The 25,457-nt window shown below is 42.6% G+C and carries 23 protein-coding genes and 1 tRNA gene; 9 read left to right on the forward strand and 15 right to left on the reverse strand.

Annotated elements, in window-relative coordinates; all coding sequences use genetic code 11:
• Positions 1-5 precede the first annotated feature (5 nt).
• From F3G91_RS00235 to F3G91_RS00275, 9 genes are all read left to right on the forward strand, one after another.
• A complete protein-coding gene (locus tag F3G91_RS00235; RefSeq protein WP_009293870.1) occupies positions 6-317 on the forward strand; it encodes a 4Fe-4S dicluster domain-containing protein in 312 nt (103 codons plus the stop codon).
• A complete protein-coding gene (locus F3G91_RS00240) occupies positions 314-1,444 on the forward strand; it encodes a 2-oxoglutarate synthase subunit alpha (protein WP_107856751.1) in 1,131 nt (376 codons plus the stop codon). The genes F3G91_RS00235 and F3G91_RS00240 overlap by 4 nt, the downstream gene beginning before the upstream one ends.
• The gene (locus F3G91_RS00245) at positions 1,434-2,279 is read left to right on the forward strand and encodes a 2-oxoglutarate ferredoxin oxidoreductase subunit beta (protein ID WP_149700332.1); all 846 of its coding nucleotides are present in this window, start codon (positions 1,434-1,436) and stop codon (positions 2,277-2,279) included. Before F3G91_RS00240 ends, F3G91_RS00245 begins: the two co-directional genes overlap by 11 nt.
• Positions 2,276-2,827: a 2-oxoglutarate:acceptor oxidoreductase subunit OorC gene (locus tag F3G91_RS00250; RefSeq protein ID WP_021087611.1), complete on the forward strand. Its 552-nt coding sequence runs from the start codon at positions 2,276-2,278 to the stop codon at positions 2,825-2,827. Before F3G91_RS00245 ends, F3G91_RS00250 begins: the two co-directional genes overlap by 4 nt.
• Before the next feature lie 40 nt (positions 2,828-2,867).
• Positions 2,868-3,290 (forward strand): heat-shock protein, encoded by a 423-nt coding sequence (locus F3G91_RS00255; protein WP_149700333.1) that lies wholly within the window; start codon positions 2,868-2,870, stop codon positions 3,288-3,290.
• Positions 3,291-3,720: 430 nt separating this feature from the next.
• Positions 3,721-5,559: an 8-methylmenaquinol:fumarate reductase flavoprotein subunit gene (gene sdhA, locus F3G91_RS00260; RefSeq protein ID WP_109146164.1), complete on the forward strand. Its 1,839-nt coding sequence runs from the start codon at positions 3,721-3,723 to the stop codon at positions 5,557-5,559.
• 9 nt (positions 5,560-5,568) lie between these two features.
• Complete coding sequence (gene sdhB / locus F3G91_RS00265) at positions 5,569-6,534, forward strand: 8-methylmenaquinol:fumarate reductase iron-sulfur subunit (protein WP_149700334.1); 966 nt, start codon at positions 5,569-5,571, stop codon at positions 6,532-6,534.
• A 2-nt stretch (positions 6,535-6,536) separates the two neighbouring features.
• Positions 6,537-7,394: an 8-methylmenaquinol:fumarate reductase membrane anchor subunit gene (gene sdhE, locus F3G91_RS00270; RefSeq protein ID WP_149700335.1), complete on the forward strand. Its 858-nt coding sequence runs from the start codon at positions 6,537-6,539 to the stop codon at positions 7,392-7,394.
• A gap of 350 nt (positions 7,395-7,744) precedes the next feature.
• Entirely contained in the window at positions 7,745-12,442 is a 4,698-nt protein-coding gene (locus tag F3G91_RS00275) for a hypothetical protein (RefSeq protein WP_149700336.1), read from the forward strand.
• Positions 12,443-12,543: 101 nt separating this feature from the next.
• Here F3G91_RS00275 and F3G91_RS00280 read toward each other — a convergent pair whose 3' ends face one another.
• From F3G91_RS00280 to murA, 15 genes are all read right to left on the reverse strand, one after another.
• Positions 12,544-13,164 (reverse strand): thiamine phosphate synthase, encoded by a 621-nt coding sequence (locus F3G91_RS00280; protein WP_223227792.1) that lies wholly within the window; start codon positions 13,162-13,164, stop codon positions 12,544-12,546.
• On the reverse strand, positions 13,151-14,305 hold the full coding sequence (thiH, locus tag F3G91_RS00285; RefSeq protein ID WP_149700337.1) for a 2-iminoacetate synthase ThiH: 1,155 nt from the start codon (positions 14,303-14,305) through the stop codon (positions 13,151-13,153). Before thiH ends, F3G91_RS00280 begins: the two co-directional genes overlap by 14 nt.
• Positions 14,305-15,069, reverse strand: coding sequence for a thiazole synthase (locus F3G91_RS00290; RefSeq protein WP_149700338.1), 765 nt, complete (start codon positions 15,067-15,069; stop codon positions 14,305-14,307). The genes thiH and F3G91_RS00290 overlap by 1 nt, the downstream gene beginning before the upstream one ends.
• Entirely contained in the window at positions 15,070-15,921 is an 852-nt protein-coding gene (gene thiF, locus F3G91_RS00295; RefSeq protein ID WP_149700339.1) for a sulfur carrier protein ThiS adenylyltransferase ThiF, read from the reverse strand.
• A gap of 7 nt (positions 15,922-15,928) precedes the next feature.
• On the reverse strand, positions 15,929-16,132 hold the full coding sequence (gene thiS, locus F3G91_RS00300) for a sulfur carrier protein ThiS (RefSeq protein WP_149700340.1): 204 nt from the start codon (positions 16,130-16,132) through the stop codon (positions 15,929-15,931).
• On the reverse strand, positions 16,132-17,310 hold the full coding sequence (locus tag F3G91_RS00305; protein ID WP_149700341.1) for a pyridoxal phosphate-dependent aminotransferase: 1,179 nt from the start codon (positions 17,308-17,310) through the stop codon (positions 16,132-16,134). Before F3G91_RS00305 ends, thiS begins: the two co-directional genes overlap by 1 nt.
• Positions 17,311-17,321: 11 nt before the next feature.
• Positions 17,322-19,157 (reverse strand): biosynthetic arginine decarboxylase, encoded by a 1,836-nt coding sequence (gene speA, locus F3G91_RS00310; RefSeq protein ID WP_009293792.1) that lies wholly within the window; start codon positions 19,155-19,157, stop codon positions 17,322-17,324.
• Positions 19,154-20,380, reverse strand: a complete 1,227-nt coding sequence (gene hisS / locus F3G91_RS00315) for a histidine--tRNA ligase (protein WP_149700342.1) — start codon at positions 20,378-20,380, stop codon at positions 19,154-19,156. Before hisS ends, speA begins: the two co-directional genes overlap by 4 nt.
• A gap of 29 nt (positions 20,381-20,409) precedes the next feature.
• On the reverse strand, positions 20,410-20,997 hold the full coding sequence (gene tmk / locus F3G91_RS00320) for a dTMP kinase (protein ID WP_149700343.1): 588 nt from the start codon (positions 20,995-20,997) through the stop codon (positions 20,410-20,412).
• A 1-nt stretch (position 20,998) separates the two neighbouring features.
• Entirely contained in the window at positions 20,999-21,469 is a 471-nt protein-coding gene (gene coaD / locus F3G91_RS00325; protein WP_012001782.1) for a pantetheine-phosphate adenylyltransferase, read from the reverse strand.
• Positions 21,466-22,017 carry a UbiX family flavin prenyltransferase gene (locus F3G91_RS00330; protein ID WP_149700344.1) on the reverse strand — a complete coding sequence of 184 codons (552 nt, stop codon included), beginning with the start codon at positions 22,015-22,017 and terminating at the stop codon, positions 21,466-21,468. The genes coaD and F3G91_RS00330 overlap by 4 nt, the downstream gene beginning before the upstream one ends.
• On the reverse strand, positions 22,014-22,820 hold the full coding sequence (gene flgA / locus F3G91_RS00335; RefSeq protein WP_149700345.1) for a flagellar basal body P-ring formation chaperone FlgA: 807 nt from the start codon (positions 22,818-22,820) through the stop codon (positions 22,014-22,016). Before flgA ends, F3G91_RS00330 begins: the two co-directional genes overlap by 4 nt.
• Positions 22,821-22,885: 65 nt before the next feature.
• Positions 22,886-22,960: transfer RNA gene (locus tag F3G91_RS00340), tRNA-Gly, on the reverse strand.
• A gap of 50 nt (positions 22,961-23,010) precedes the next feature.
• The gene (locus F3G91_RS00345) at positions 23,011-24,171 is read right to left on the reverse strand and encodes a molybdopterin molybdotransferase MoeA (RefSeq protein ID WP_149700346.1); all 1,161 of its coding nucleotides are present in this window, start codon (positions 24,169-24,171) and stop codon (positions 23,011-23,013) included.
• Positions 24,172-24,173: 2 nt separating this feature from the next.
• Positions 24,174-25,442, reverse strand: coding sequence for a UDP-N-acetylglucosamine 1-carboxyvinyltransferase (gene murA / locus F3G91_RS00350; RefSeq protein WP_103589679.1), 1,269 nt, complete (start codon positions 25,440-25,442; stop codon positions 24,174-24,176).
• Positions 25,443-25,457 lie beyond the last annotated feature (15 nt).

The raw sequence follows: 25,457 nt of genomic DNA on the forward strand, positions 1-25,457 counted from the left end.
GATATATGATCGTAAAAGAAAATGTCCCAGTTTGGGTCGATGAGAGCAGGTGTAAGGCCTGTGATGTCTGCGTGAGCTACTGCCCAGCAGGCGTGCTAGGCATGAGGCTTGAGCCAAAGGCGGTGCTTGGCAAGATGATAGAGGTGGTCTATGCTGACTCATGCATAGGATGCCGTGACTGTGAGCTTCACTGTCCTGATTTTGCCATTTATGTGGCTGATAAAGGCTTTAAATTTGCAAAGCTAACGCCTGAGAGCAAAGAGCGAGCTGCGGCTGTAAAGGCAAATAAATTTGCCAAGCTTGGAGAGAGCGCATGAGAGAGGTAGTATCAACTGGAAATGCCCTAGTAGCAAGGGCTGCCGTCGAGTGTGGCTGTAACTTCTTTGGCGGATATCCTATCACTCCAAGCAGCGAGATCGCCCACGAGCTAAGCGTGCTTTTGCCAAAAAACGGCGGTACATTTATACAGATGGAAGATGAGATAGCTGGCATTTCCGTAGCTCTTGGTGCAAGTGCGAGTGGCGCTAAAGCGATGACTGCAAGTTCTGGTCCAGGAATTTCACTAAAGGCTGAGCAAATAGGCCTTGGTTTTATCGCTGAGATACCGCTTGTCATCGTAAATGTAATGCGCGGCGGCCCTTCAACTGGCCTACCAACACGTGTCGCACAAGGCGATATCTTGCAGGCTAAAAACCCAACTCACGGCGATGTAAATATGATAGTGCTAGCGCCTAGTAGCCTAGAGGAGTGCTATACGCAAACGGTGCGTGCCTTTAACCTCGCAGCTAGGTTTATGACGCCGGTTATGCTGCTACTTGACGAGACGATAGGTCACATGCAAGCAAGGGTGCGCCTGCCAGAGATTAGCGAGCTAGAAATTTATAAAAGAAGAGAATTTAGCGGCGAGCCAAAAGAGTATAAACCATACGAGGCTGCACCAGATGAGCCAGCCACGCTAAATCCTTTCTTTAAAGGCTATCATTACCATATAACAGGGCTTCATCACGGCGCTACTGGCTTTCCAACTGAAGATGGCAAGATCGTTGAAAACTCGATGAATAGACTATTTGATAAGATAAATTTACACACTGATGAGTGCGAGAAATTTGAAGAGTTTATGCTTGATGACGCGCAAATTTGTATCATCGCCTTTGGAAGTGTCGCTCTCTCAGCTAAGCAAGCGATATTAAATTTACGTGAAAAAGGGCTAAAAGTAGGGCTATTTAAGCCGCTCACACTTTTTCCAGCTCCAGCTAAAAAGCTAAAAGAGATATCAAATAAATTTAAGAAAATTTTAGTCTGCGAGCTAAATTTAGGCCAGTATAGCGGCGAAATTTCAAAGATCATCTTAAGAGATGACTTTGCAAAACTGCTAAAAGCAAACGGCAGACCGATAAGCCCAAGCGAGATCGAGGCGAAGATAGGAGAAATTTATGGCTTTTAATTACGATAAATATTTACGAACAGATAAAATGCCTACTCTTTGGTGCTGGGGCTGCGGCGACGGCGTCATACTAAAGGCGCTTATCCGCGCTATCGACACCATGGGCTGGGACATGAACGACGTTTGCGTGGTCTCAGGCATAGGCTGCTCTGGGCGTTTTAGCGGATATCTTGACTGCAACACCATCCACACAACTCACGGCAGAGCCGTAGCTTACGCGACTGGCGTAAAGATGGCAAACCCAGACAAGCACGTCATCGTAGTAACTGGCGACGGCGACGGACTAGCGATCGGAGGCAACCACACGATACATGGATGCCGCCGAAATATCGGGCTAAATCACATCTTAATCAACAACTTCATCTATGCGCTAACCAACTCACAAACCAGCCCAACCACGCCAAAGGGCATGTGGACGGTCACAGCGCAGTATGGCAACATCGATCCTAGCTTTGACGCCTGTAAGCTCGCAACTGCCGCAGGTGCTAGTTTTGTCGCACGTGGAAGCGTCATCGAGCCAGAGAAGCTTACAAAGCTCTTTGTAGAGGGCTTTAACCACGATGGATACAGCTTTTTTGATGTATTTTCAAACTGCCATATAAATTTAGGTCGTAAAAACAAAATGGGTGAGGCGGTGAAAAATTTAGAGTGGATAAAAGGCCGCACGACGAGCAAGGTCAAATTTGACATGTTAAGCGACGAAGAGAAAAAGGGCATTTTCCCACTTGGTGTGCTTCACAAAGATGAAGAAAAGATCGAATACACCAAAGCTTACGACAAGGTAAGAAAGGCTGCAATGAGCAATGAAGCGATAAATTTTGAGGAGCTAGCATGAAGTCACAACTAAGATTTGTCGGTGTTGGCGGGCAGGGCGTCATACTAGCAGGCGAGATCCTCTCAGCTGCCAAGATAAAAGCAGGCGGATACGGCGTCAAGGCATCTACCTACACATCTCAGGTGCGTGGCGGCCCAACGAAGGTCGATATCATACTTGATGAGAAAGAAATTTTATATCCTTACGCAAACGAGGGCGAGATAGACTTTATGCTTGCTACCGCGCAGATAAGCTACAACGCCTTTAAAAGCGGCGTGAAAGAGGGCGGTGCGATCGTTGTCGAGCCAAATTTGGTAAAAGTAAGCGATGAGGATAAAAAGCGCTGGAAAATTTATGAAATTCCTATCATCTCTATCGCAAAAGACGAGGTTGGTAACGTCATCACTCAAAGCGTCGTGGCTCTTGGTGTGGCTGTGGCGATGAGTAGGTGCATGGATGAAAATTTAGTGCGTGAAGAGATGCTAGCAAGCGTGCCAGCTAAGGTCAAAGAGGCAAATGCCAAAGCTTACGAGCTAGGCCTAAAATACGCAAAAGAGCTTTTAAAATAGAAAATTTGGCTAAATTTAAATTTAGCCAAAACCTCCCAAAATGGATCAGATAAAACTAGAAAATTTCCGCAAAGAACATGGCTTTGAGATACCGATCGTTAGGAGCTTGTCAAACGATGAGTGCATAAAGATAAGAGAGAATTTACTTCATAAATTTAGCCTAGATGATATAGATGAGTTTTTTAAGATAGATAAATTTAGCAGGCTTGATGGCTTTAATGCGGACGAAGAAAATTTTGATCTCAAGGCTGTTTTTGGCAAGCTTAACATCGCTACACCAAATGAAATTTGCATAAATTTTAATAAATTTGAGAGCATTGATATTTTGCATTTTGATGACCTTTCTAAATTTTTTAGCGATATCTGGTATCCGTCACTTGATGACATTGAGATATTTGATCTAAATTTAAACTGGATCTTTTCAGTCAGACACTACGGGGCTATCTATCATTTTACTTTCTAGCTATCAAAAATTTGCAAATTTATATGATTTTTGATAATCATACGATTTTTATCTCATTTAAATTTATTAGTTTTAACTATTTATTTAATTTTAAGAAATATCCTCAAAGATACGTAAAATTGGCTATTTTATAACATTTTATCTATTTTCATTAATATATATTGCAAGATAATATTATTTTTATCTTTATCAAAATAATAAATTTATAAGTAGTAGCCACAAATACGATAAAATGGTCTTTTGTCAAATGATTTTAGCTATCAAATCTCACTATACAACCTAAAATAAATTCTTATGTTTCTTTTAAGTAAATTTTATGTAAAGTTACATCATTAATTTTTTAATTAATCTACTTATTTTAAAAAATATTAAGAAATGAACTGGCGGTGCGTTTTAACGCTAATAAACTTATTAAAATAGGAAGTTATCAATGAGTGAAAAATTTACCAGAAGAGAATTTCTACAAAGCGCCTGTATCAGCGTAGGTGCGCTAGCTACAACAGCTGGTGCGACCAATGTTTTTGCTGGCGAGTTGCCAAAGGGCAATGAAAATGGCTTGCCATCTGTTGATGTGCTAATAATCGGCTCTGGCGGTGCTGGACTTCGTGCAGCAACAGCCGTTCGCAAGCAATATCCAAACTCAACCGTCGTTGTCGCTACAAAGATGATGCCATCACGTAACGCGACCTGTATGGCAGAGGGCGGTATAAACGGCGTTACTGACTTTAGTAACGGCGACAGCTTCAAGCTTCACGCCTATGACACCGTAAAAGGCGCAGCTTATCTTGCTGATCAAGATGCAGTTGTGAAATTTTGCGAGGCAGCAGGCGCAGTCATCCACGAGCTAGACTACAACGGCATGCTCTTTTCTCGTAAAGATAATGGCGACGTGGCATTTCGTTTCATGGGTGGCGCTAGCAAAAAACGCTGTAACTACGCAGCTGATAAAACCGGCCATGTTTTGATGCACGCCTGTCTTGACGACGCTATCACAGCTGGCGTTAAATTTCTAATGGATCACGAGCTACTTGAGATCGGTCTTGAGGATGGCAAAGTAGAAGGCGTCGTTCTTCGCAACATCCAAGATGGTCAAATTTACCCAGTTCTTTGCAAATCTCTAGTCATCGCAACTGGCGGATACACTAGAATTTTCTACAACCGCACATCAGTTCCATTTATAGCAACAGGCGATGGCATCGCTGCTGCGCTTAAAGTAGGTCTTGGTTTTGAAGACCCTGAGATGCTTCAGTTTCACCCAACTGGCGTTCAAAATGGCGGCACACTAATCACAGAAGCTGCTCGTGGCGAGGGTGGATACTTGCTAAACAATAAGGGCGAGCGCTTTATGAAAAACTATCACGAAAAGATGGAGCTAGCTCCTCGTGACGTCGTCGCTCGTGCGATCGAGACAGAAATTCGCGAGGGTAGAGGCTTTGGCGAGGGTATGAGCGCTTATGTGCTTTGCGATGTTCGTCACCTTGGCAAAGATACTATCATGAAAAAGCTTCCAAAAATTCGCCACACTGCTATGCTTTTCCAAGACATCGACCTTATCGAGCAACCAGTGCCTATCCGCCCAACAGCTCACTACTCAATGGGTGGTATAGAGGTAGCTAAATTTGATGATATGAGCACAAAAATCCCTGGAATTTATGTAGGTGGCGAGGCTTCATGCGTATCTATCCACGGTGCAAACCGCCTTGGTGGCAACAGCCTAACTGACGCAGTTGTAACTGGCGATCTAGCTGGCAAAGGTGCTGGTGCTTACGCTCAAAATGCAAAATTTGCAAGCGGTAAGAAAACTTCTGAGCTAGCAAAAATGTGGCAAGATAAATTTAAAGCTATAGCAACAGGCGAGGGTGGCGTAAATGATATGTACGCACTTCGTGAAGAGCTTGGTAAAAACAACTGGGATCTAATGGGTATCTTTAGAACTGGTGCAAAACTTGATCAACTTTCTAAAAATCTAGAAGCTATCCAAGCAAAATATGACACCCTTAAAGTGCCAAATCAAAACCCAGTCATGAACACAGCATTTACTGACTATGTCGAGCTTGGCAACCTTATACTTCTTTCTCGTGCAGCATGTCTTGCAGCGCAAAATCGTCTTGAGAGCCGTGGTGCTCACACAAGAGAGGACTATCCAAAAAGAGATGATGTAAATTTCTTAAAACACAGCATAGTCACACTAAAAGACGGCAAGCTTGAACTTAGCTACAAAGACGTTGTGACAGGCATATTTTCACTTGACGGCAAGAAGCCAGAGTAAGGAGCTAGGATGAAAATTATTATCGACCGTTTTGACGGAACTAAAAAATATGAATCAACTTATGAGCTAACAAATGAAGAGGTCAAAGGCAAAACTCTTTTAACAGTGCTTTTTGACATCAAACAAAAAAAGGATGCGACATTAAATTTCACAGCATCTTGTCGCTCAGCGATATGCGGTGCGTGCGCTGTTAGAGTAAATGGTCACTCATATCTAGCTTGCGACACAAAGATGAACGAGCTTTTGGCTGAGTATGACAACCCAGATACTATTAGAATTTCACCACTTGGAAATTTCAAGGTTATCTCAGACCTTATGGTGGATTGGGAGCCAAGTATAGAAAATTTACGCAAGATCAAACCAAGCATCACTGCTAAGCCAGAATTTAGCGCTGCAAAAGGCTGTAAGCAAAGCCAAAAAGAGTACGACAAAGTAGCACTTGAATGGGACTGCATACTTTGCGGAGCCTGTGCTAGCGAGTGCAATAAACTTGAAGCAGATGCGAGTGATTATATGGAGCCGTTTGTATTTGTACATGCTTATAGGTCTGCATTTGACTCACGTAACCTAAAACCAGATGCTCACCTAAAAACTGTAATCGATAATGGCCTTTGGATGTGTGTAAAATGCCAAGAGTGCGCTGACCGCTGTCCAAAAGGCATAAGCGCATGTGGTGACATAACCGATCTTCGTATCATGGCTATACAAAAAGGCTTTAACGAGGGCATGGGACCAGATCACGCTGAGGCATTCTTAACTGATCTAGTTGATGGCTCAGGCAGACTAAATGAGGTTAGACTTGCACTTCGTTCAGAAGGTGTTATCAAAAATATGGGCAAACTAGACATCGCTGCAAACTTAATGCTTGCTGGCAAGATGAATCCGCTTCATGTATTTGGCGAAGAAGACATAGAAGGTCATGACGATCTAGTAAAAATGATAAATGCGGCTCGCAAAGCTGCTAGTAAGGAGTAATTATGCAAAATGAATTCGCTTTTTTCCCAGGATGCGTACTCACTCAAGCAGCTAAAGAGGCTAAGATGTCGCTTGAGGCCATCGCTCCAGTACTTGGCTGGAAGCTTCACGAGATAAAGGGCTGGAGCTGCTGTGGTGCTCAACAAGCACAAGATGTCGATCCTATCGCTGCACTTGTGGCAAATGCTAGAAATATAGCGCTTGCAGAGCAGATGAATATGCCGATGCTTACAACATGCTCAACTTGTATGCTAACTCTAACAAGAGCTAAAAGCACGCTTGATAAGGGCGCAAAAGATCGTATCAATACATTTTTAGCTGAAGGCAATATGAAATATAATGGTACATCTGAGGTAACAAGCCTTCTTTGGGAGCTTTACCAAAATGTCGATACGCTAAGAGCAAAGGTTGTTAAACCACTTAGCGGACTAAAAGTAGCGCTATTTTACGGCTGCCACAGCCTAAGACCTGAAAAAGATCTACATAGTAGAGAAAGCTCAGTAAATCCAAAGAGCTTTGAAACTGTTGTAAGTGCGCTTGGTGCTACTATCGTGCCATTTGAGAAAAGACTTGACTGCTGCGGCTTCCACGCGAGCTATCCAGCTGGAAAATCAGTAAGAAAAATGTCAAGCCAGATCGTAAATAACGCTGATCAAAATGGCGCAGACGTAGTTGTCACTCCGTGCCCACTTTGTCAAATGCAACTTGACATCTATCAAGAGAGATATCAAGATGAGAACCACTCAGATGTTAGAAAACCTATCATCCACCTCTCTCAGCTTGTAGGTCTTGCACTTGGTCTATCTGTCGAAGAGCTAGGACTTGATCTAAATATCATCGACGCTAGCAAGATAGCGTAAATTTATCCCACGTCTTTTGGCGTGGGAATTCCTTAAGAATTTATACCAAATTTCTATTTTACTTATCAAAAATATGCAAAATTTAATAACATTATCGTTTTAAAATTTACTTTGTAACGACAAAACATCTTCTTGGTAAATTTCATAAAAATTTAAAATTTTATCTTGCTAAAAGCTAGCGGCGATTTTTTGGTAAATTTATAAAAAATCAAGTCGTTTTTAAATTTAAAAATAACCCAGAAATGACAAAAATTCTTATATAGATTTTTTATTTACATTATTATTGATTTGGCTATAATCGCATGAAAATTTTAAATGGATGTTTTAGTTTTAAATTTAAAGGATGAAAGATGCAAAGCGTTGGTGTCGTCGCAAAGATAAGTGGAAAAGTTTTTGTAAAACGAAACGGAAAGTTGATCTTGCTAAAGCAGGGCGACGAGATATTTTTAGGCGATGAGATCATCACGCAAAGCAGCAACGACACTATCGTTATAAATTTCGACCATGCTGCACCTATCACGCTACTTGAACCACAAACTATCATCATCACAAAAGAGCTATCAAATGCAAAATTTGACGCCCAAGGCAATGAAGCGCAAGTAGAAGAGGACAAGAGAAGGATTTTTGGCGAGAGCGAAGAGTCTAGTAGCCAAAGCAGCGACGAAAGCGCTCAAGGCTCTAGCCACCACTCTCACGGCTCAAGTCATGGTAGCGACACAGCAAGCATAAATGGATCAAATTTTGACACGCAAGGGCACATCTCAAACGTAGTTTGGTTTGATGGCGGTACGCTAGAGCTACCAGCTATCATCTCAAGCGAGCCAGCAATGCCAGTTAGTTCTATTAGCGGAGCAGCGCCAGTAGTGGTCGAGCAAAAAGAGAGTGCTCCAGCTATACCAGCGCCTAGCATTGCACTTTTAAAAGACCTTGATGGTGACGGCTATATCAATATCGCAGAAGCAGGCGGCGATCCTAATCACACAAGCATGGCTGTTGCTTTTAACAACGACTTTAGGCCAGGCGACAAAGTGACGCTAGAAGTTGTAAATAACGGCGTAAAGACCACGCTTTCTTACAAAGTAGATCCTGCAGGCACAAGCGTGATAAATGAAAACAATCCAAGCGAAATTTTACCTATCACGCCAAATGCAACAAATCCAGATCAAAAAGAATTTATCATCCCAAGCGTTGCTATCACGCCAAATGCCCCGTTTAATGTAAGCTCTAGCATCACACTAGCAAATGGTGCCAGCTCAGCTCCAGCAAAGGCAGCCGCAAGCGTTGATACCGTTACGCCAGCTCTTAGCTTTACAAAGGTGGTTTTAGGCAAAGACCTAAACGGCGACGGCGTGATAGACGCTAGCGAAAATGGCTTTAGTCCAGCCAGCAGTACGCCAAGCGATGATGCGAAGATTGTTTTATCACCAAATATGAAAATAGGCGACAAGATAAAGCTCACCACCACTGATCCTGACGGCACTTTACATGAAAAGACGCTTGTTAAAACATCTAGCGGCACGCTTGTTGATAAAGATAGTGGCGAGAGCTATCCACTCACAAGTGAGAGCGGCGGAAATGTCGGCTTTAATGTGGCAAGTGCTGTTAAAATTTCATCATCAACACCAACAAATGTAAATATCCAAATGATAAGCAAATCGGGCAACCCAGGTGCGACAGATATGGTAACTATCGCAAATAATAACGATCCGATCGCCGTTTTTACCCTTGATGAGAATAAAGATGGCATTATAAATGCAGCCGAACTAGCTAAAAGTGGCGGCACGGCGTCGCTTATCGATATCTATGTGCCAAACAACGCCGCAGTTGGCGACAAGATCCGCATAAAGGTCGATGATCCAGCTAGCACACCAACAAGCGTCACAAAGACCTATACTATCGCACCTGACGGACTTACTGCCACGCTTGATGGAGGTAGTGAGACTATCTCTATCCAAAATGGCAAGATCACAGTTACTGACCCTACAAGTTCAACCGATCCAAGCAGAAAAAAGCTAAGCACGACGATCATTGATGGCACGACTGGAGCTTTAAAAGCTTTAAGTGTGAGTGAAATTTCAAGCGATACGGTCGCACCTGTTAGGTCTCCGCATGTGCAGTTTGCAAAAGATAGCGATAAAGACGGCGTGCTAACTAGTAAAGAGAGCGGTTTTAGTCCTGATGGTGTGAAAACCTCTATAAAGATGAAAATTCCAAACGACGCAAGAGATGGCGATAAATTTGAGATAGATATCGCAGGAAGCGACGGCAAAACAGATAAGATAACCATTAAAATTTCTCAAAACGCATCTGGCGCATATAGTGCCACAAGAGATGATGGCATAGCTATTAGTGTAAATAATGGCACCATAGAGACCACGACAAAACTTTATGGCGTTACGACAAATTTCACGACCACATTTACCGACAAAGCTGGCAACAAAGCAGACCCGGTCACAGACGAGATCACTGTAGATAACAGCATAAAGGTGCAGTTTGCAAGGGATAATGACGGAGACGGGCTAATAGATAGCATCACCACACCTTCTGGCTCACCATCAACCCAAAGCGACCTTGATATCTACGTGCCTAGCAATGCAAAACCAGGAAGCAATGTAAGCGTCACTATCTCAACTCCGACCATACCAGCTGTAACCACAACGGTCAAATATACAATAAGCGACGATGGACTAACCGCCTTGCCAAGCGACGGCTCGGCGCCACTTCCTATAGTAGATGGCAAATTTAGCATACCAAATGTCCCTATCTCGGTCGATCACTCTACGCCCGTTAGAGCCACTATCACGACACCAAACGAGGTCACTACGACAGATGGCGTTCGCGGTAGGCTCTTTGACTTTGGAATTTTAGGCTACATAGATGACGTCAAGCTTGCCACACAGATAGATGGCGGAGCAGTAAATATCGCTAAATATCTTAGAGTGGAGGACTATGAGAAGGTTATCCAGAAAAATAACTTTGACGATGAGACCAAAACTATAAAAGAGTACAACATCTCACTTACTAACGACGAACAGCCAAACATTGTATTTGGCGTGGACCGCGACCCTGGCACCAAGCTTCGTTTGGCACTTGAGGATGATCATGGCAATGCCAAAATTTTACCAAGCGGGCAAACATATATAGATCTAGTTGTCGGCGTAGATAAGCGTGTAAATATGGACTTTGAAGCCCTTGGTATAAAGCTAGATGAGAGATATTCAAACATAAGAGCGACCGTTTTAAAGAGTGATGGCACAAAAGATGATGACCTAATTGTTCATATAGACCTAGACGCCACCCCTGATGCGATCGGCACTCCAACGGCAACTTCGCATGTAACTAGCGTAGATATCTCAGGTAGTGTTGGCACCGATGCTAGCGGTAACAACACGCTAAATAAAAACACCATAAACAAAGTAGATCTTTACGATCTACTAAATTCCGTCCATAAAAGCTCAGCTCTTGATGATACGCACAGCTACTCTGAAAATTTTGCCCTGCCAGCAAACAGCACCGGAGCAAATTTTATGATAAAAAATGCCGACACCGCAGGAAACGTCTCTGTTAGCACGGTAACTTTTATCGGCAACAGCGGCCTTGATGCTGATATGTGGTTTTATAACTATGTAGATCCGTCATGGACTGCTAGAGTTGGTGGCAACTCCGGTGTTTACTCGCAGCGAGGTGGTAAATCCATCTATAAAGACTATATCAAAATTTACTCTCCAAGCGCCTCTACCACATATGATGTTGTGCAGTTTGCCTCTGGGACGCACTATAAGACCTTACGTGATCAAGGCAACATGCACGCAGAAGATCTAGCAAGAGTGGGTAGATACGGAAACGATGCCTTATATGACACATCCAACCCATACGCACCAAAGAAATTTAGAAACGGTGTAGATACGACTGCTGGCACAGGAGAAAATATAAGCTTTGCAAATGGCATACTAAAAGGCAAGCCTGGCAACTACACGCTTGGAGAGTCAAACCCTGTTGGCTCTGATCTTGTCATGAAAATGGATGGTTGGATATATGTAAATGCTCCTGGTACATACTCAGTAAGAGCAGCCGACCTACACAACTACGCAGAGCTTACCATAAATGGCAATACGCTAAAATTTGGAAGTGCAACAACATTCATACAACCATCCACAGAAGTATCATATGGCAAAAATGGTCAATGGTATAGCACTGATTATACTTTTAATAAGGCAGGTTTTTATAAATTTGATTTAGAGTATATGGACGGAACTGGCGAGATGAATTTATCTTTATACATAATGCCAAAAGCTAGTGCGCCAAATGGTCCTTATCCACTAGATGCTTTAGTGGGTTCAGAGCATAGCGGTACTCGCCTCTTTAGCAACAACTACGTTGAAGCGCTCATTCAAAATGATTTTATAAAAAAGATAGGCACTACAAATTCTTACGAGATAAACACTAGCAAATATAGCGAGGCAAATTTTGGCGACCCTGTATATCTAAAGCAAGAAGGTGATGTAAAGGGTGGCAACCTAGATGATGCTTTTGTTTATAGTAAGGGCAGGGCGATAGACGGCAAGGGCGGAGTAGATACGCTTATAGTGGTTGATGATGTGGATTTTTCAAATTTAGATAATGTTAAAAAGATAAATAACTTTGAAAAAGTACAACTTGGCAGCGCAGATCAGGCTGTTTCTATAAAATTTAGCCCAAATGGCATCTTTGACATCGTAGATAGTAGAAATACAAGAGATGCGAGCAATAGCGCAGCCAGCGAGAGCGTAAATACCGTGCTAAAGGTTATAGGCGATAGTAAAGACCTAGTGCAGCTTACACATGATTTTGTAAAAGCCACAAAAGCAGATATTACCACGCTAAATAATAAACATAGCGTTGTTGGCGATACTTATAACAAAGTAGATGTCACAAGCGATGGAGACGCGGTAAATCAAGTCTACAAAGCGACTTTTGATCGTCAAGAAACCATCAATGGAAGACTGATACCATCAACACACACTGTTTTTATCGAGATCCAAGACGGTGTACAGGTTGATCTGTTGTAAAGCTCATCTTGGTTCTTATAAGAGGACTAAGAATAGTCTATAAATTTAATTTTATGTATTTTTATATATAAAATAATATGTAAAATTTTATGTCAATAAAGCTAAATTTGCTCGTTTTTGCTCTCTGCTATCTTTTTTATAAGCTCTATGTCGCTGTTCATTGCTAGGCTCATGAAGCAAATGCCGTTTGCGCCAGCTTTTATAGCTTCTTTGTAGTTCCCACTATCTAGTCCGCCAAGTGCGTAAATTTCTTTGTTCAAGCTTTTTAGCTCGCTTATAAAATTTAGCCCTTTTGGCTCTAAACCCGCCTTACAAGAGGTAGCAAATATATGAGAAGCAACGAGCACATCAGCGATAGAGGCTGACATTTTAGCCTGCTCTAGGTCGTGAGCTGGGGCGTAAATTTTAGCTGTTTTTCTAAATTCATCTAAAAAAACGGCATGGGATTTGAAAAAATCAAGCTGTGCCGAAGTGAGCCAAAAGTCGCTATTTAGCTTGCAAGCTACGTCAAAAAATTGATTAATGATAAATTTCTTGCGGTAGTTTTCACAAATTTGAGCCACAACCCTAGCAAGGTCGTAAAATTGAGCCTCGTCTAGCCCCTTTGCACGAAGCAAAATTTCATCCACGCCAGCCTTGCAAAGTAGCTGTATCCTCTTTAAAAAGTCATCGCCATCATAGCTTTCAAAGTCGGCCACGCAGAGAATTTTAAACATAGACATACTCGCTCATCAAGGGCTCTAAGCCGTTTGCTTTTATCATAGCTTTGATCTCATCCACGCTTCTGTCGTCGCTTATCTCAAATTGCTCGTCGCCCTTTTTCTCTTCGCCGTGAGCGCCGATGCTTACTTTTACGCCAGCGCTTATCTTATTTGCAGCGATCTTTACGGCATTGTCGCGAAATTTCGCCTTTTCTCTGGTTGAGATCGTTATGCTAGCTGTTGGCATGAAAATTCTATAAGCGCAGATCACTTGCAAAAGCTCGCGCTCGCCCACGTCGCGTGGATTGATGCGGTCGTTGTTGATGATAGGGCGAAGCCTTGGGCATGAAAATGCGATCTCAGCGTGCGGATACTTTTTTTGAACTAAGCTTGCGTGAAGTGCCGTCGCAAAGGCATCAAGCCTAAAGTTATCTATGCCAAGAAGTGCTGCAAAGCCAACCCCTCTCATGCCTCCAAGAAGCGCTCGCTCTTGCGCATTTAAGCGGTATGGGAATATCCTTTTATTGCCGCCAAGGTGGATTTTCTCGTATTTTGTGGGATTGTAGGTCTCTTGAAAGACGGTCACGTAGTCTGCGCCACTTTTATGAAGCAGGGCGTAGTCTTCAGAGTTTAGTGGGTAAATTTCAACCCCAACGACTTTAAAAAATTTCTTTGCTAAAGCGCAGGCGTTTGCGATGTAGGCGACACTTGAGTTGGTCTCGCTCTCGCCAGTTAGGATCAAAATTTCTTCTAAGCCGCTCTTTGAAATTTCTCTTAGCTCTCTTGTGATCTCCTCGTCGCTTAGCTTTGCTCTTTTTATCTTGTTATTAGCGTTAAAACCGCAATAAACGCAGAGATTATCGCAGTAGTTTGCTATGTAAAGCGGGGTAAAAAGCGTAATGTTTGAGCCAAAATTTGCCCTTGTCTTTGCTCGGGCGAGCTGGGCTATTTGCTCTAAAAATGGCGTTGCAGCAGGCGAGAGTAGGGCTTTTAAATTTTCAAGCGAGCAGTGTTTTGCATTTAGAGCTGCTTTTATGTCAGCCTCAGTGTAAATTTCTGGCTTGTAGCTTGCTCGCTCTTTTAAAATCTCATCCATAATGTCGCTGCCGACATCCTGCATGTGAGGCAGGAGCTGCATGTGGTCGGTTCTTGTAAATTTCATCAGTCTAAAAATCCAGTGAGCGGTGATGAAGCATTTGCGCTTTTGCTCTTTGCGCCAAGCCCTGCTAGATAGGCGTTGCGACCAGCGATGATAGCCTCTTTAAAGGCTCTTGCCATGAGCGGGATATTTTTAGATGAGGCAATAGCTGTATTTGCCATGATAGCAGCCGCTCCCATCTCCATCGCTTCGCACGCTTGTGATGGCCTGCCTATGCCAGCATCCACGATGATCTGCGTATCAAGCTCGTTTATCAAAATTTCAATGATATCTTTAAAAACTAGCCCTTGGTTTGAGCCAATGGGCGCAGCTAGAGGCATTATGCAGCTTGCCCCTGCGCTTAGCATCGCTCTTGCGGCGTTTAGATCTGGAAACATATAAGGCATTGGCACAAAACCGTCATTTGCCAAGGCTTCGCAAGCTTTTATGGTTTCAATATTGTCTGGAAAGAGAAATTTAGAGTCAGTTATGATCTCTATCTTAACAAGCTCCCCACATCCAAGCTCACGTGCGAGCTGGGCGATACGAACGGCCTCTTTGGCATTTCTAGCGCCACTTGTGTTTGGCAAAAGCGTCACGCCTTTTGGGATAAAGTCGAGTATATTTCGCTCTTTGCTCTCGTTTATGCGCCTAAGAGCAAGGGTTAGGATCTGTGCGCCAGCCTCGTTTACGGCTGAGTCGATGAGTTCGTGCGAGTACTTGCCAGAGCCAAGGATAAATCGGCTTTGAAACTCCTTGCCGCCAAGGATCAAACTATCACTTTTCACTTACGCCTCCAAGCCCATAAGCAGTCTAATGGCCAAATTTGCCTCGTGGTTTGCGCAGACTGCGACGCGCGGTGCCATTAGCCCTTGACCGATCTTCGCCTCATTTGTGAGGTCGCCGCAAAGATAGACATTTTTGGCAAATTTTATGGTTTTTATGAGATTTGAGCTAAAGTATCCTGCCATGCCAGAGGCGCCGATGATCTTTTTATCTTTTAAGCTTGCCCCAGCTTCGTTTAGTATCATTGCCTTACCAGCGACGTTGTCAAAGGCTTCACATAAAATTTCACACTCGCCAAAGACGCTAGCCACGTTTTTTTCATCTAAAAATATATCGTGAGTTTCGACCTCGACAAAGGGATTGACGTCATTTATCAGCTCTTTAAGCGCCTGCGTCTTTTTTAAGCCGATGTGGCGGACGAAATACTGCTGGCGGTTTAGATTGCTTGGCTCAACGACGTCAAAATCGGCAAGCACTAGCTTTTTTACGCCAACTCTAGCTAGGCTTAGCGCGATATTTGAGCCAAGACCGCCAAGTCCAGCCACGCCGATCACGGCTTTACTTAGGGCTAAATTTAGCTCAGGGCTGTTTCGTGAGGCGATCATCGCGCGTAAAACTTCACGCTCAGGCATCACGCCACGCCTTATAAATACGACGTTTGAGCCATCTTTTAGCTCGCTATCTTCTTTTATAGCAAAGCCATCAACGATAAAAATATCTGCCTTTGTCGCGTTAAATTTCTCTAAAAATTTATAAATTTCACTCTCTTTATCGCCAAGTGCAAGCTCTTTTAGCTCGCCAAGGCTCTTTACTGGCACCTTAAATTTTGCGCCATTTAATACTATCTCTATCATTTTCTCCTCATCCACCGCCAACTAAAGTGACGATCTCATAAGCTTTGCCCTCGCTCATAAAACTCTCACTCCAAAGCTTTTTTGGCAAAATTTCTCCGTCTCGCTCAAGGGCTATAAATTTAAGCTCATAGCCATTTTGAGCCAAAAAATCATAAACATTTATATCGTTTTCAAGCTCGAAAATTTTGCCATTTACTCTAAATTTGATCATTAAATTTTGTAGCTTTTTACAAAATTTGCAATCCTCTCAATCGCTCTTTTTATGCTCTCGATGTCGGTTGCAAAGGAAATTCTAAAGTATCCCTCCATACCAAAGCCCACACCTGGCACGGTCGCTACATTTGCCTCTTCAAGCATTTTTTTGCAAAATCTAAGTGAGTCGCTATCTACCTCTTTACATTTTACAAATAGATAAAACGCTCCATCAGGCTTAACTACACTTAGCCCAGGGATAGCATTTATCATTTCAACTGCCACGTCGCGTCTTTTTTCGTACTCTTTTCTCATATTTTCGATGTCTTCGTCAGTTTCGCCAAGAAGTGACGGGATAGCGCCTATTTGCACGATCGAGCTAATGTTGCTTGTGCTTTGGCTTTGAAGCTTTTTGATGCCAGCAATTAGCCAGTCCATCGAGCTTGCTATATAGCCAAATCTCCAGCCAGGCATCGCGCCGCACTTGCTTAGGCCGTTTATCGTGACCGTTCTTTTAAAAAGATCCTCGCTTACTGAAGCTACTGCGTGAAATTTCTTGCCGTAGATCACTTTTTCATAAATTTCATCGCTTGTGATGATGATGTCAGTACCCTTTAAAACCTCGCCAAATGCCGCGATCTCCTCTTTTGTATATACGGCTCCAGTTGGGTTTGTCGGGTGATTTAGCGAAAAGACTTTTGTTTTTGGCGTGATCGCTTTTTTTAGCTGCTCGGCTGTGATCTTGAAATTTGTGCTCTCGTCCGCCTCGATAAAGACAGGCACGCCGCCACAAAATTTAACGATCTCAGGGTAGCTCACCCAGTATGGAGAGGGGATGATGACCTCGTCGCCTGGGTTGATAAGCGCTTGAAATACATTAAAAAGTGAGTGTTTTGCGCCGATGTTTGTGACGATTTGATTTGCTTTGTAGTCAAGTCCGTTATCTCTTTTTAGCTTTGCTCTAATGGCCTCTATAACCTCAGGCAAGCCCGGCACTGGCGTGTATTTGCCACTTTTACTGTCATTATCAAGTGCGTTTTTTACAGTTTCTCTTATCTTTTTTGGAGTCATAAAGTCAGGCTCACCAGCTGAAAGCGAGATCACGTCGATGCCAGCAGCCTTCATATCTTTGGCCTTTGTGCTGATCGCGATTGTGATTGATTCACTCAATGTTTGCATTCTGTTTGCTAGTTGCATTTTCGTCCTTTTTAGTTGATTGTCTTTAAGTAGCTATTGTCATTTAAAAATAGATAAAGTTCGCCCAAAATTTGCTTCTTTTGTGTTTCGTTTATCAGAGTTGATTTCTCTAAGCGTTCATTTAGAGTGTCTTGGATCTCGTAGATATCGTAGTCCATGTCCTCCATGATATCAAGGATCGACTGGCTCTCTAGTAAATTTGTGATCTTGTAGCCGTCACTTGTTATCTCCACGGTAGCTTCTGTCGGATGAGTAAAGAGGTTGTGCTTCATGCCGATTACCTCTTGATATGCGCCAACTAGGAAAAATCCCAAGAAATAATCCTCCTTCTCCACATCCACATCGTGCAAAAGTAGTGGGTTTTTCTCGTCATCATAGCTGATCTCGCCGTCGCTATCGCAGGTGATGTCCCAGATCGAAGCTGGCAGGGTAGGGCGCTCATCGAGCCTGTCAAGTGGCATGATAGGGAAATTTTGCTTTAGCCCCCAAAAGTCTGGCAAGCTTTGAAAGATCGAAAAATTTAGCAGGTATCTCTCTTGAACCTCTTTTTGAATTTTAGTTAGATCGCTTGAGTTGCTCTTGTTGCCAAGCATCACGACAGCCTTTTTACTAATGAGCCTTAAAAGCACCTCTGCATTTGACCTATCTTGCAGATCGACATAGCCTAGATCAAAAAGCGTGAGGATGCTCTCGGTGTGGTGGATAGCGTCGTGCAGGTACTCTAGGGCGTTTGAAGGCTTGATTGACTTGTAAAGATCGACTAGCTCGGTTATCAAATTTGGATTATTTTTCTTTAAATTTAGCTTCTCTTCGGTGTATTCTTGAGAAAATAGCTCAAGCACAGGAGCGACCAAAAGTGCGTGAGAAGCGGCGATATAGCGACCCGACTCTATGAAAATATCTGGCTCGATCTCCTTTTTTTGCTCACTTATGGTTTTAAGCATATAAACAACGTCGTTTGCATATTCGTTTAGCGTATAGTTTCTGCTGCTCTCTTCTTTAAACTGCGAGTACTCGATAGCAAGGCCTCCACCTAAATTTATCGCTTTTAAATTTGAGGCGCCCATTTTTCTAAGCTCAGCGTAGATGTTGCCAGCCTCGATGAGTGCTTTTTTAAGCGGATGGATCTCGCTTATTTGAGAGCCGATGTGAAAGTGTATCATCGTGAAGTTTTCAAGTAAATTTGCCTTTTTTAGCATCTTTACAGCTTCTATTAGCTCGGTTGATGTTAGGCCAAATTTAGAGTGTATGCCGCCACTTTTTGCCCAGAGTCCTGATCCTGTCGAGTGCAGTCTTACCCTAAGTCCGATCTTTGGCTTTGGTTTAAAGCGCTCTTTTGCGATGGCGATTATAGCTTCAAGCTCGTTTAAGCCCTCAATCGTTAGCGTGATATTATGCCCCATTTCAGCGGCGATAAAGCCTATATTTATCATCTCTTTATCTTTAAAGCCATTTACCGTTATAGGCGCTTTGTCGTTGTTATAAGCCATAGTTAGAAGTAGCTCAGCCTTACTACCAGCCTCAAGGCCGTAGTTGTAGGGCTTGCCAAGGCGTACTAGGTTTTTTACAAAGCCTGGATATTGATTGACCTTAAGCGGGAAAACGGCGTTAAAGCTGCCTTTGTAGGCAAATTCTTTCTTTGCCTTTGCAAAGCTTGCGTGGATCTGCTCGATCTGCTTTTGGATAAGGTGCGGAAAGCGAAGCAGTAGTGGCCCTCTATAGCCATCGTCTCTTATCTCTTTTACGATGTCGATGATCGCTGGCTTGCTAGCTTCATTTATGCAGACTTTGCCATCTTCTATCACAAAATTTGAATTGCCCCAAATGCTAAGTCCAAAATCATTCATCCCAGCTCCTTTTCAAGCTCATCTAAATTTATCGTTTTTTCATCTTTGGTTTCTAAATTTTTATACCAAATTTTATTCTCTTTCATCTCATTTTCGCCCACACAAAGGAAAATTTTTGCATTTTTATTGTCGGCATTTTGCAGATGTTTTTGAAGTTTTTTGGCTTCATAAGAAATTTCAACATGATATTTTTTGCGAAGTTTTGAGCCAAGATTATAGATAAAATCAACATTCGCTGCATCAAGCGCACAAAGATAAACTCCGTCTCGCTCATCTCCAGCTTCACCTAAAATTTCCATTATCCTCTCAACGCCCATCGCAAAGCCAACGCCATAACTTGCTCTACCGCCAAGATATTCAACGAGCCTGTCGTATCTGCCACCACCTGCTACTGCACTTTGTGAGCCTATCTCGTTGCTGATAAACTCAAACGCCGTCTTGCAGTAATAGTCTAACCCACGAACAAGCTTAGTGTCTATCTCAAATTTAACGCCATTTGCCGTTAAAATTTCTTGCAGCTTTGCAAAATCAGCCTGCGCCTCATTACTTAGGCTATCAGTGATGACTGGAGCGTTTTTGTAAATTTCTTGGCAGCTTTCTACCTTGCAGTCAAGCACGCGGATAGGGTTTAAAAGCTTGCGTCTTTTGCAGTCTTCGCAAATTTTTTCATCGTTTTCATCTAAAAATTTAACAAGTTTTTCTTTGTAAGACTTCATCGAGCTCTCGTCGCCAAGCGAGTTTATCTTTAGGGTTGTTTTTATATTTAGTCTATTAAAAATTTCGCTCACCATCAAGATAATGCTCGCGTCCTCATAGACGCTGCCTTCGCCAAAGCACTCACAGCCAAACTGGTGAAACTCCCTTAAACGGCCTTTTTGTGGGCGCTCGTAGCGAAACATCGAGCCGTGATAAAAGCAGCGTTTTATAGCGTTTGCCCTATCAAGCTTCGCCTCAATAAATGCTCTAACCACGCCAGCCGTGCCTTCAGGACGCAAGCAAACGTCGTTACCGCCTTTGTCTTCAAACTGATACATCTCTTTGCCTACGATGTCGCTGCTCTCGCCGACACTTCTTTTAAAAAGCGCCGTCTCCTCGAGGTGCGGGGTCAAAATTTGCTCATATCCGTAGTTTTTTGCGACTTCCTCGCAGGTTTTTATTATCTGTGCGTAAAGTTTTGCGCGAGCTGGAAGCATATCTTTCATGCCACGAAGTGCCGTTATCATCGCATTATCCTTTTTATTTTTTTGTGATTTTACTTAAAATTTATAAAATTTTCTATCTCTTTTGAAATTAGCTCAATGCTTTTAGATGCGTCTATAAAAAGCGTTTCAAAGCCATTTTTGATAAGAATTTGCTTCATTAGGCTTTGCACTTTTAAAAGATACTCTAGCCCACGAGCCTCGATCTTATCGCTAGTGCCTCTATTTTTTAAGCGCGAGCTTATTAGCTCATGGCTTGCTTCAAAAAAGATTATCTTATCTGCAAATTTATCATTTAGTGCAAATTTATTAAGCTCTAAAAGCACGTTTTCATCTAAGTTTTCATCATTTGCCAAAGCGTAGGCGATGCCAGAGATAAAGCCTCTGTCGCTTAAAATGAGCTTACCTAAATTTGGCTTTACTAGCTTTTCAAAATGCTCAGCCCTATCAGCCAAAAAGAGTAAAATTTCAGCCCTTTTGCCTATTTTTATGCTCGAATTTAGTAAAATTTCTCGTAAATTTTCACCAAGCTGCGTGCCACCTGGCTCTTTTGTGACGATGGCATCACTAAATTTAGAGGCTAAAATTTCTATCTGCGTGCTCTTGCCAACGCCGTCAATGCCTTCAAATAAAACATACATTTTACGCCTTTAAATTTTTAAGAATTTTTGCTGGCACTAGGTTGCTCACGTCGCCGTCGTGGCGCAAGACTGAACGGACGATCGAGCTTGATATGAAAGCGTTATTTAAGCTTGGCATAAGATAAACCGTCTCGAATTCGTCCCAAAGCGCAGCGTTTGCGTAGCCGATTTGTAGCTCATACTCGAAGTCGCTAACCGCGCGAAGGCCCCTGATGACGGTGTTTATGCCGTGAGATTTAGCAAAATCAACAAGTAAGTTATCAAAGCCAAGAACGCTTACGTTTTTTAGCTCACAAACTGCCTCTTTTGCCATCTCTATGCGCTTTTCATGTGCGAACATAGGCTGTTTGCTATCACTTTTTGCGACTGCGACGATCACTTTGTCAAAAATTTTTGTAGCTCTTATGATGACGTCTAAATGGCCGTTTGTTATAGGGTCAAATGTCCCTGGATAGATGCAAGATTTTTTCAAATTTGCCACCTTTTGTAAAGATTATTTTCGATTTTTAAGGCATCAAGCCACTTGCCGATGATGAAATTTTCCATATCAGAAAGGCTCTTTATGCCTGCGTAGTAGCCTAAAACTGGAGGAGCGATGATGACTCCAAGAGATGAGAGTAGCTGCATCTGAGAGAGCGCGATCGTAGAAAATGGCATCTCTCTAACGCCCAAAACTAGAGTTTGTCTCTCTTTTAGCGCAACACTTGCAGCTCTTGTGATGAGCGTGTCACTTATGCCGTTTGCAACTTTTGCTAGCGTGTTGGTAGAGCAGGGCGCTATGATCATGGCATCCGTGCCAAATGAGCCAGAAGCTGGGCCTGCGCTAAGGTCTTGATCATCATAAATTTTCACGCCAAGATCATCTAAATTTAGCTTTAAATTTTCTTCAGTCTCCAAAACTTTCATAGCATTTTTACTAACTATGACGTGCGCCTCACAGCTATCTTTGGCGGCATTTATTAGCTTTAGAAAAAGCCCAGCCCCGCTTGCTCCAGTGGCTGCAAAAACTACCTTTTTCATCTGATAACTGCCTCATCTTTGCCTGAAACTGTGGCCTGTAAAATTTTATTTTCTTTTGTTCTTATCTTTATAATATCGCCTAAATTTCCATCCTCAAGCGCCTTTACTTCAGCGATTATCTTGACGCCACCCTCGCTTAAGACTGCATTTAGCATTTGACCTTTTTTTACTAAGCTTATGGCGTTAAACTGGCGTTTGGTTAAAATTTCTCCGCTTCTTATTTGCACTTTTGTAACAAGTGTTGAGGCGCTAAGTCCAAAAAGCGCGTCACGTGGCCATTTGCTAAACTCTATCATTGTTGGTTGATAATCAAGCAGGCTTAAAATGTGGTTTGTATTCATTGAATTTATGGCGATAAAAACTGGCATTTTGGCGTTAAAGCTAAATTTAAAATAAAGGCTCTTTAAACTTAGATCAACGTCCTCAAATGAGGCTCTAAAAACGCCTTTTTGGCTATTTTGATCGTTTAGAAAGATATTTTTAAAGACTAAGTCCTTAAAATTTGCAGGGAGTTTGTTTTGCGGACTGATGCTAAGATCGCTCACGCTGATACCTGGGTACTCGTTACTGATCTCTCTTAGAAACTGCATCTGAATTTCATCCATGATAGAGCAGTTTTTTACAAAAGCTACGCTGCCGCCGCTTTTGTCATTATATGTTTTAAAATTTGCTGTTAGAATTTCATAGAGTTTTTTACTATCTATCTTGGCAGCTCTTTTGCCCTCTAGGTTTAAAATTTCATTGTCTTCGCCTTCAAAGCCAAAAGTGCTAAGCGAAATTTGATCATTGACAACACAATACATCGGATAGATGCTGACTTCATTTGCAAAAAGTTTTGTGGAAAGTAAAAAAATGAGTATAAAAAAGATGGAGCGGGAAACGAGATTCGAACTCGCGACCCCAACCTTGGCAAGGTTGTGCTCTACCCCTGAGCTATTCCCGCAATCAAAATGAAGTCCGCATTTTATCAGATTGTTTTTCATTTGTCAAGGATTATGGAAGTTTTATAAGTGAAATTTCACTATTTTGTAAAATTTCACCTTGATCAGGGCTAGTTATCAACACAAAATCACTCTTTAATATATGATTTATCATGCCTGAGCCATATTTTCCGCCGTCAGTTGCTATAAATTTGCCATCAGTTATATTGCCAAAAACCGCATTTGCTCTACCTGATTTTACCTTTAAATTTTCGCTATTTATAGCTTTTTGTGTCACAAAACACTCACTTTTTAGAAGTGGCAAAACAAGCATCATCGTGCAAAGATAAGCAGCCATAGGATTGCCAGGCAAGATAAAAACAAGCCTGCCATCTTTTTCATAAGCCTTGCAAGGTCTGCCAGGTCTTATGTCAAGGTGTGAGAAAATTTCGTTGTATCCAAGCTCGCTTAGGGCTATCTTCATAAAGTCAGCCTCACCAGCGCTGGCTCCACCAGAGCAGATAACGATATCGTAGTTTGCAGCGTTTAAAAATGCCTGCTTTACAGCACTTAGCTCATCTTTTATGATGCCAAGATATGAGCTTTTTTGACCGATTGAGCTTAAAAGTGCGGTGATGCCAAGTGCGTTTGCATTGTAAATTTCATCCTCGCTAGCTCTTTGCCAAGGCTCGATGATTTCGTTGCCGCTTGAGTAAATTCCAACACTAGGCTGCTTTTTCACATCTATAAAGCTTATGCCCTGAGCTGCTAGCATCATCACGCTTCTTGTGTTTAAAATTTCGCCACTCTTTAGTAAAATCTCACCAACCTTTGTCTCTTCGCCTTTAAAGCGGTAAGCCTCGCCTTTTTTAAGCTTGGCTGGCGCTTTTACAAACTCGCCCTCAACGACGCAGTCTTCAAATCTCATGACCGTGTCAGCGCCCTTTGGCATCTTTGCACCTGTCATTATCTTCACACACTCGTTTTTGCCGATAGCTAGCTGCTCTTTATCGCCTGCAAAGGCACTTGCAATGATCTTATATGGCTCATCTTTTTCATCAAATTTAATAGCAAATCCATCAAGCGCTGAGTTATCAAAGCAGGGCAGGTCTTTGACCGCTATCACGTCATTTGCTAAGGTTTTGCCAAGAGCCTCGCTGATGGGTAAAATTTCGCTCTCATTTTTTGGTTTAAATTTAGCTTTTAAAGCTTCAAGTGCGTCATTTACTAACATTTTTACTCCTCAAGCCTAACTATTTTTGCCCCAAGGCTTTTAAATTTCTCCTCAAGCCTCTCATAACCTCTATCAAGGTGGTAAATTCTATGCACCAAGCTCTCGCCATTTGCGATGAGAGCGGCTAGTATCAGCGCTGAGCTTGCTCTAAGGTCAGTCGCCATGACATCAGCTGCATTTAAATTTGCAGGAGCATAAACGCTTGCGATGTGACCATTTAAGCGGATATCAGCGCCCATTCTAGCTAGCTCACTAACGTGCATAAATCGGTTCTCAAAAAGCCTCTCATCTATCGTGCTAACGCCATTTGCTGCAAGACAAAGCGCCATAAACTGAGCCTGCATATCGGTTGGAAAGCCTGGATACTCAGTCGTTCTTATCTCGACTGGTTTTATCTCATTTGCCGGCAAAATCGTGATCTTATCGCCATCGATCTCGATGCCAAAGCCCATCTCTTCAAATTTATTTAAAATGGCTGTCATGTGCGCAGCATTTGCTCTTGTGACTGAAATTTTGCTATTTGTGATAGCTCCAGCGCAAAGGTACGTGCCAGCCTCGATCCTATCAGGGATGACCTCGATATCACAAATTTCAAGTAGTTTTTGACCGCTGCCAGTGATCTTTAGCTCGCTCGTGCCTATGCCTTCGATCTTTACGCCACTTCTTGCTAAAATTTCACAAATTTGCACCACTTCAGGCTCAAGCGCGACGTTAAAAAGCTCTGTCGTGCCGTGTGCTAGTGCTGCTGCCATGATGATGTTTTCGCTGCCAGTTACGGTGATCTTGTCAAAAACGATCTTTGCGCCTTTTAGACCATTTGGCGCGGTTGCGACAACGTAACCTTGCTTTATCTCGATATTTGCGCCCATTTTCTCAAGTGCGCTTAGGTGCAGATCTATTGGTCTTTGTCCAATCGCACAGCCACCAGGTAGGCTCACTTCGCAGTGTCCAAAGCGCGCTAGAAGCGGACCAAGCGTCAAGATAGAAGCGCGCATCTTTCTAACGATGTCGTAGTTTGCTGTGGTCGAATTTACACTGCTTGTGTCGATACTTAGTGAGTTTTCATCTTTAAATTCGCACTTTGCTCCAAGATTAACAAGCAACTGGCAAAGCGTCTTTATGTCAGCGACATTTGGGATATTTGTTAAATTTATCTTATTTTTAGCAAGTAGGGTTAGGGCGATGATAGGTAGGGCGGCATTTTTGGCTCCGCTTATCTTTACTTCGCCGCTTAATTTGGCATTGCCTTCTATTTTTAGATAGTGCATCATTATTTTTTGCCTTAA

This window comes from Campylobacter concisus (assembly GCF_902460715.1).
In the GTDB taxonomy this organism is placed as follows: Bacteria; Campylobacterota; Campylobacteria; order Campylobacterales; family Campylobacteraceae; genus Campylobacter_A; species Campylobacter_A concisus_AK.

Excerpts from the sequence above, each read along its gene's own strand:
- F3G91_RS00235 (WP_009293870.1), top strand. The coding sequence starts at position 6 with ATGATCGTAAAAGAAAATGTCCCAGTTTGGGTCGATGAGAGCAGGTGT.
- F3G91_RS00240 (WP_107856751.1), top strand. The coding sequence starts at position 314 with ATGAGAGAGGTAGTATCAACTGGAAATGCCCTAGTAGCAAGGGCTGCC.
- F3G91_RS00245 (WP_149700332.1), top strand. The coding sequence starts at position 1,434 with ATGGCTTTTAATTACGATAAATATTTACGAACAGATAAAATGCCTACT.
- F3G91_RS00250 (WP_021087611.1), top strand. The coding sequence starts at position 2,276 with ATGAAGTCACAACTAAGATTTGTCGGTGTTGGCGGGCAGGGCGTCATA.
- F3G91_RS00255 (WP_149700333.1), top strand. The coding sequence starts at position 2,868 with ATGGATCAGATAAAACTAGAAAATTTCCGCAAAGAACATGGCTTTGAG.
- sdhA (WP_109146164.1), top strand. The coding sequence starts at position 3,721 with ATGAGTGAAAAATTTACCAGAAGAGAATTTCTACAAAGCGCCTGTATC.
- sdhB (WP_149700334.1), top strand. The coding sequence starts at position 5,569 with ATGAAAATTATTATCGACCGTTTTGACGGAACTAAAAAATATGAATCA.
- sdhE (WP_149700335.1), top strand. The coding sequence starts at position 6,537 with ATGCAAAATGAATTCGCTTTTTTCCCAGGATGCGTACTCACTCAAGCA.
- F3G91_RS00275 (WP_149700336.1), top strand. The coding sequence starts at position 7,745 with ATGCAAAGCGTTGGTGTCGTCGCAAAGATAAGTGGAAAAGTTTTTGTA.
- F3G91_RS00280 (WP_223227792.1), bottom strand. The coding sequence starts at position 13,164 with ATGTCTATGTTTAAAATTCTCTGCGTGGCCGACTTTGAAAGCTATGAT.
- thiH (WP_149700337.1), bottom strand. The coding sequence starts at position 14,305 with ATGAAATTTACAAGAACCGACCACATGCAGCTCCTGCCTCACATGCAG.
- thiF (WP_149700339.1), bottom strand. The coding sequence starts at position 15,921 with ATGATAGAGATAGTATTAAATGGCGCAAAATTTAAGGTGCCAGTAAAG.
- thiS (WP_149700340.1), bottom strand. The coding sequence starts at position 16,132 with ATGATCAAATTTAGAGTAAATGGCAAAATTTTCGAGCTTGAAAACGAT.
- F3G91_RS00305 (WP_149700341.1), bottom strand. The coding sequence starts at position 17,310 with ATGCAACTAGCAAACAGAATGCAAACATTGAGTGAATCAATCACAATC.
- speA (WP_009293792.1), bottom strand. The coding sequence starts at position 19,157 with ATGAATGATTTTGGACTTAGCATTTGGGGCAATTCAAATTTTGTGATA.
- hisS (WP_149700342.1), bottom strand. The coding sequence starts at position 20,380 with ATGATAACGGCACTTCGTGGCATGAAAGATATGCTTCCAGCTCGCGCA.
- tmk (WP_149700343.1), bottom strand. The coding sequence starts at position 20,997 with ATGTATGTTTTATTTGAAGGCATTGACGGCGTTGGCAAGAGCACGCAG.
- F3G91_RS00330 (WP_149700344.1), bottom strand. The coding sequence starts at position 22,017 with ATGAAAAAGGTAGTTTTTGCAGCCACTGGAGCAAGCGGGGCTGGGCTT.
- flgA (WP_149700345.1), bottom strand. The coding sequence starts at position 22,820 with ATGTATTGTGTTGTCAATGATCAAATTTCGCTTAGCACTTTTGGCTTT.
- F3G91_RS00345 (WP_149700346.1), bottom strand. The coding sequence starts at position 24,171 with ATGTTAGTAAATGACGCACTTGAAGCTTTAAAAGCTAAATTTAAACCA.
- murA (WP_103589679.1), bottom strand. The coding sequence starts at position 25,442 with ATGATGCACTATCTAAAAATAGAAGGCAATGCCAAATTAAGCGGCGAA.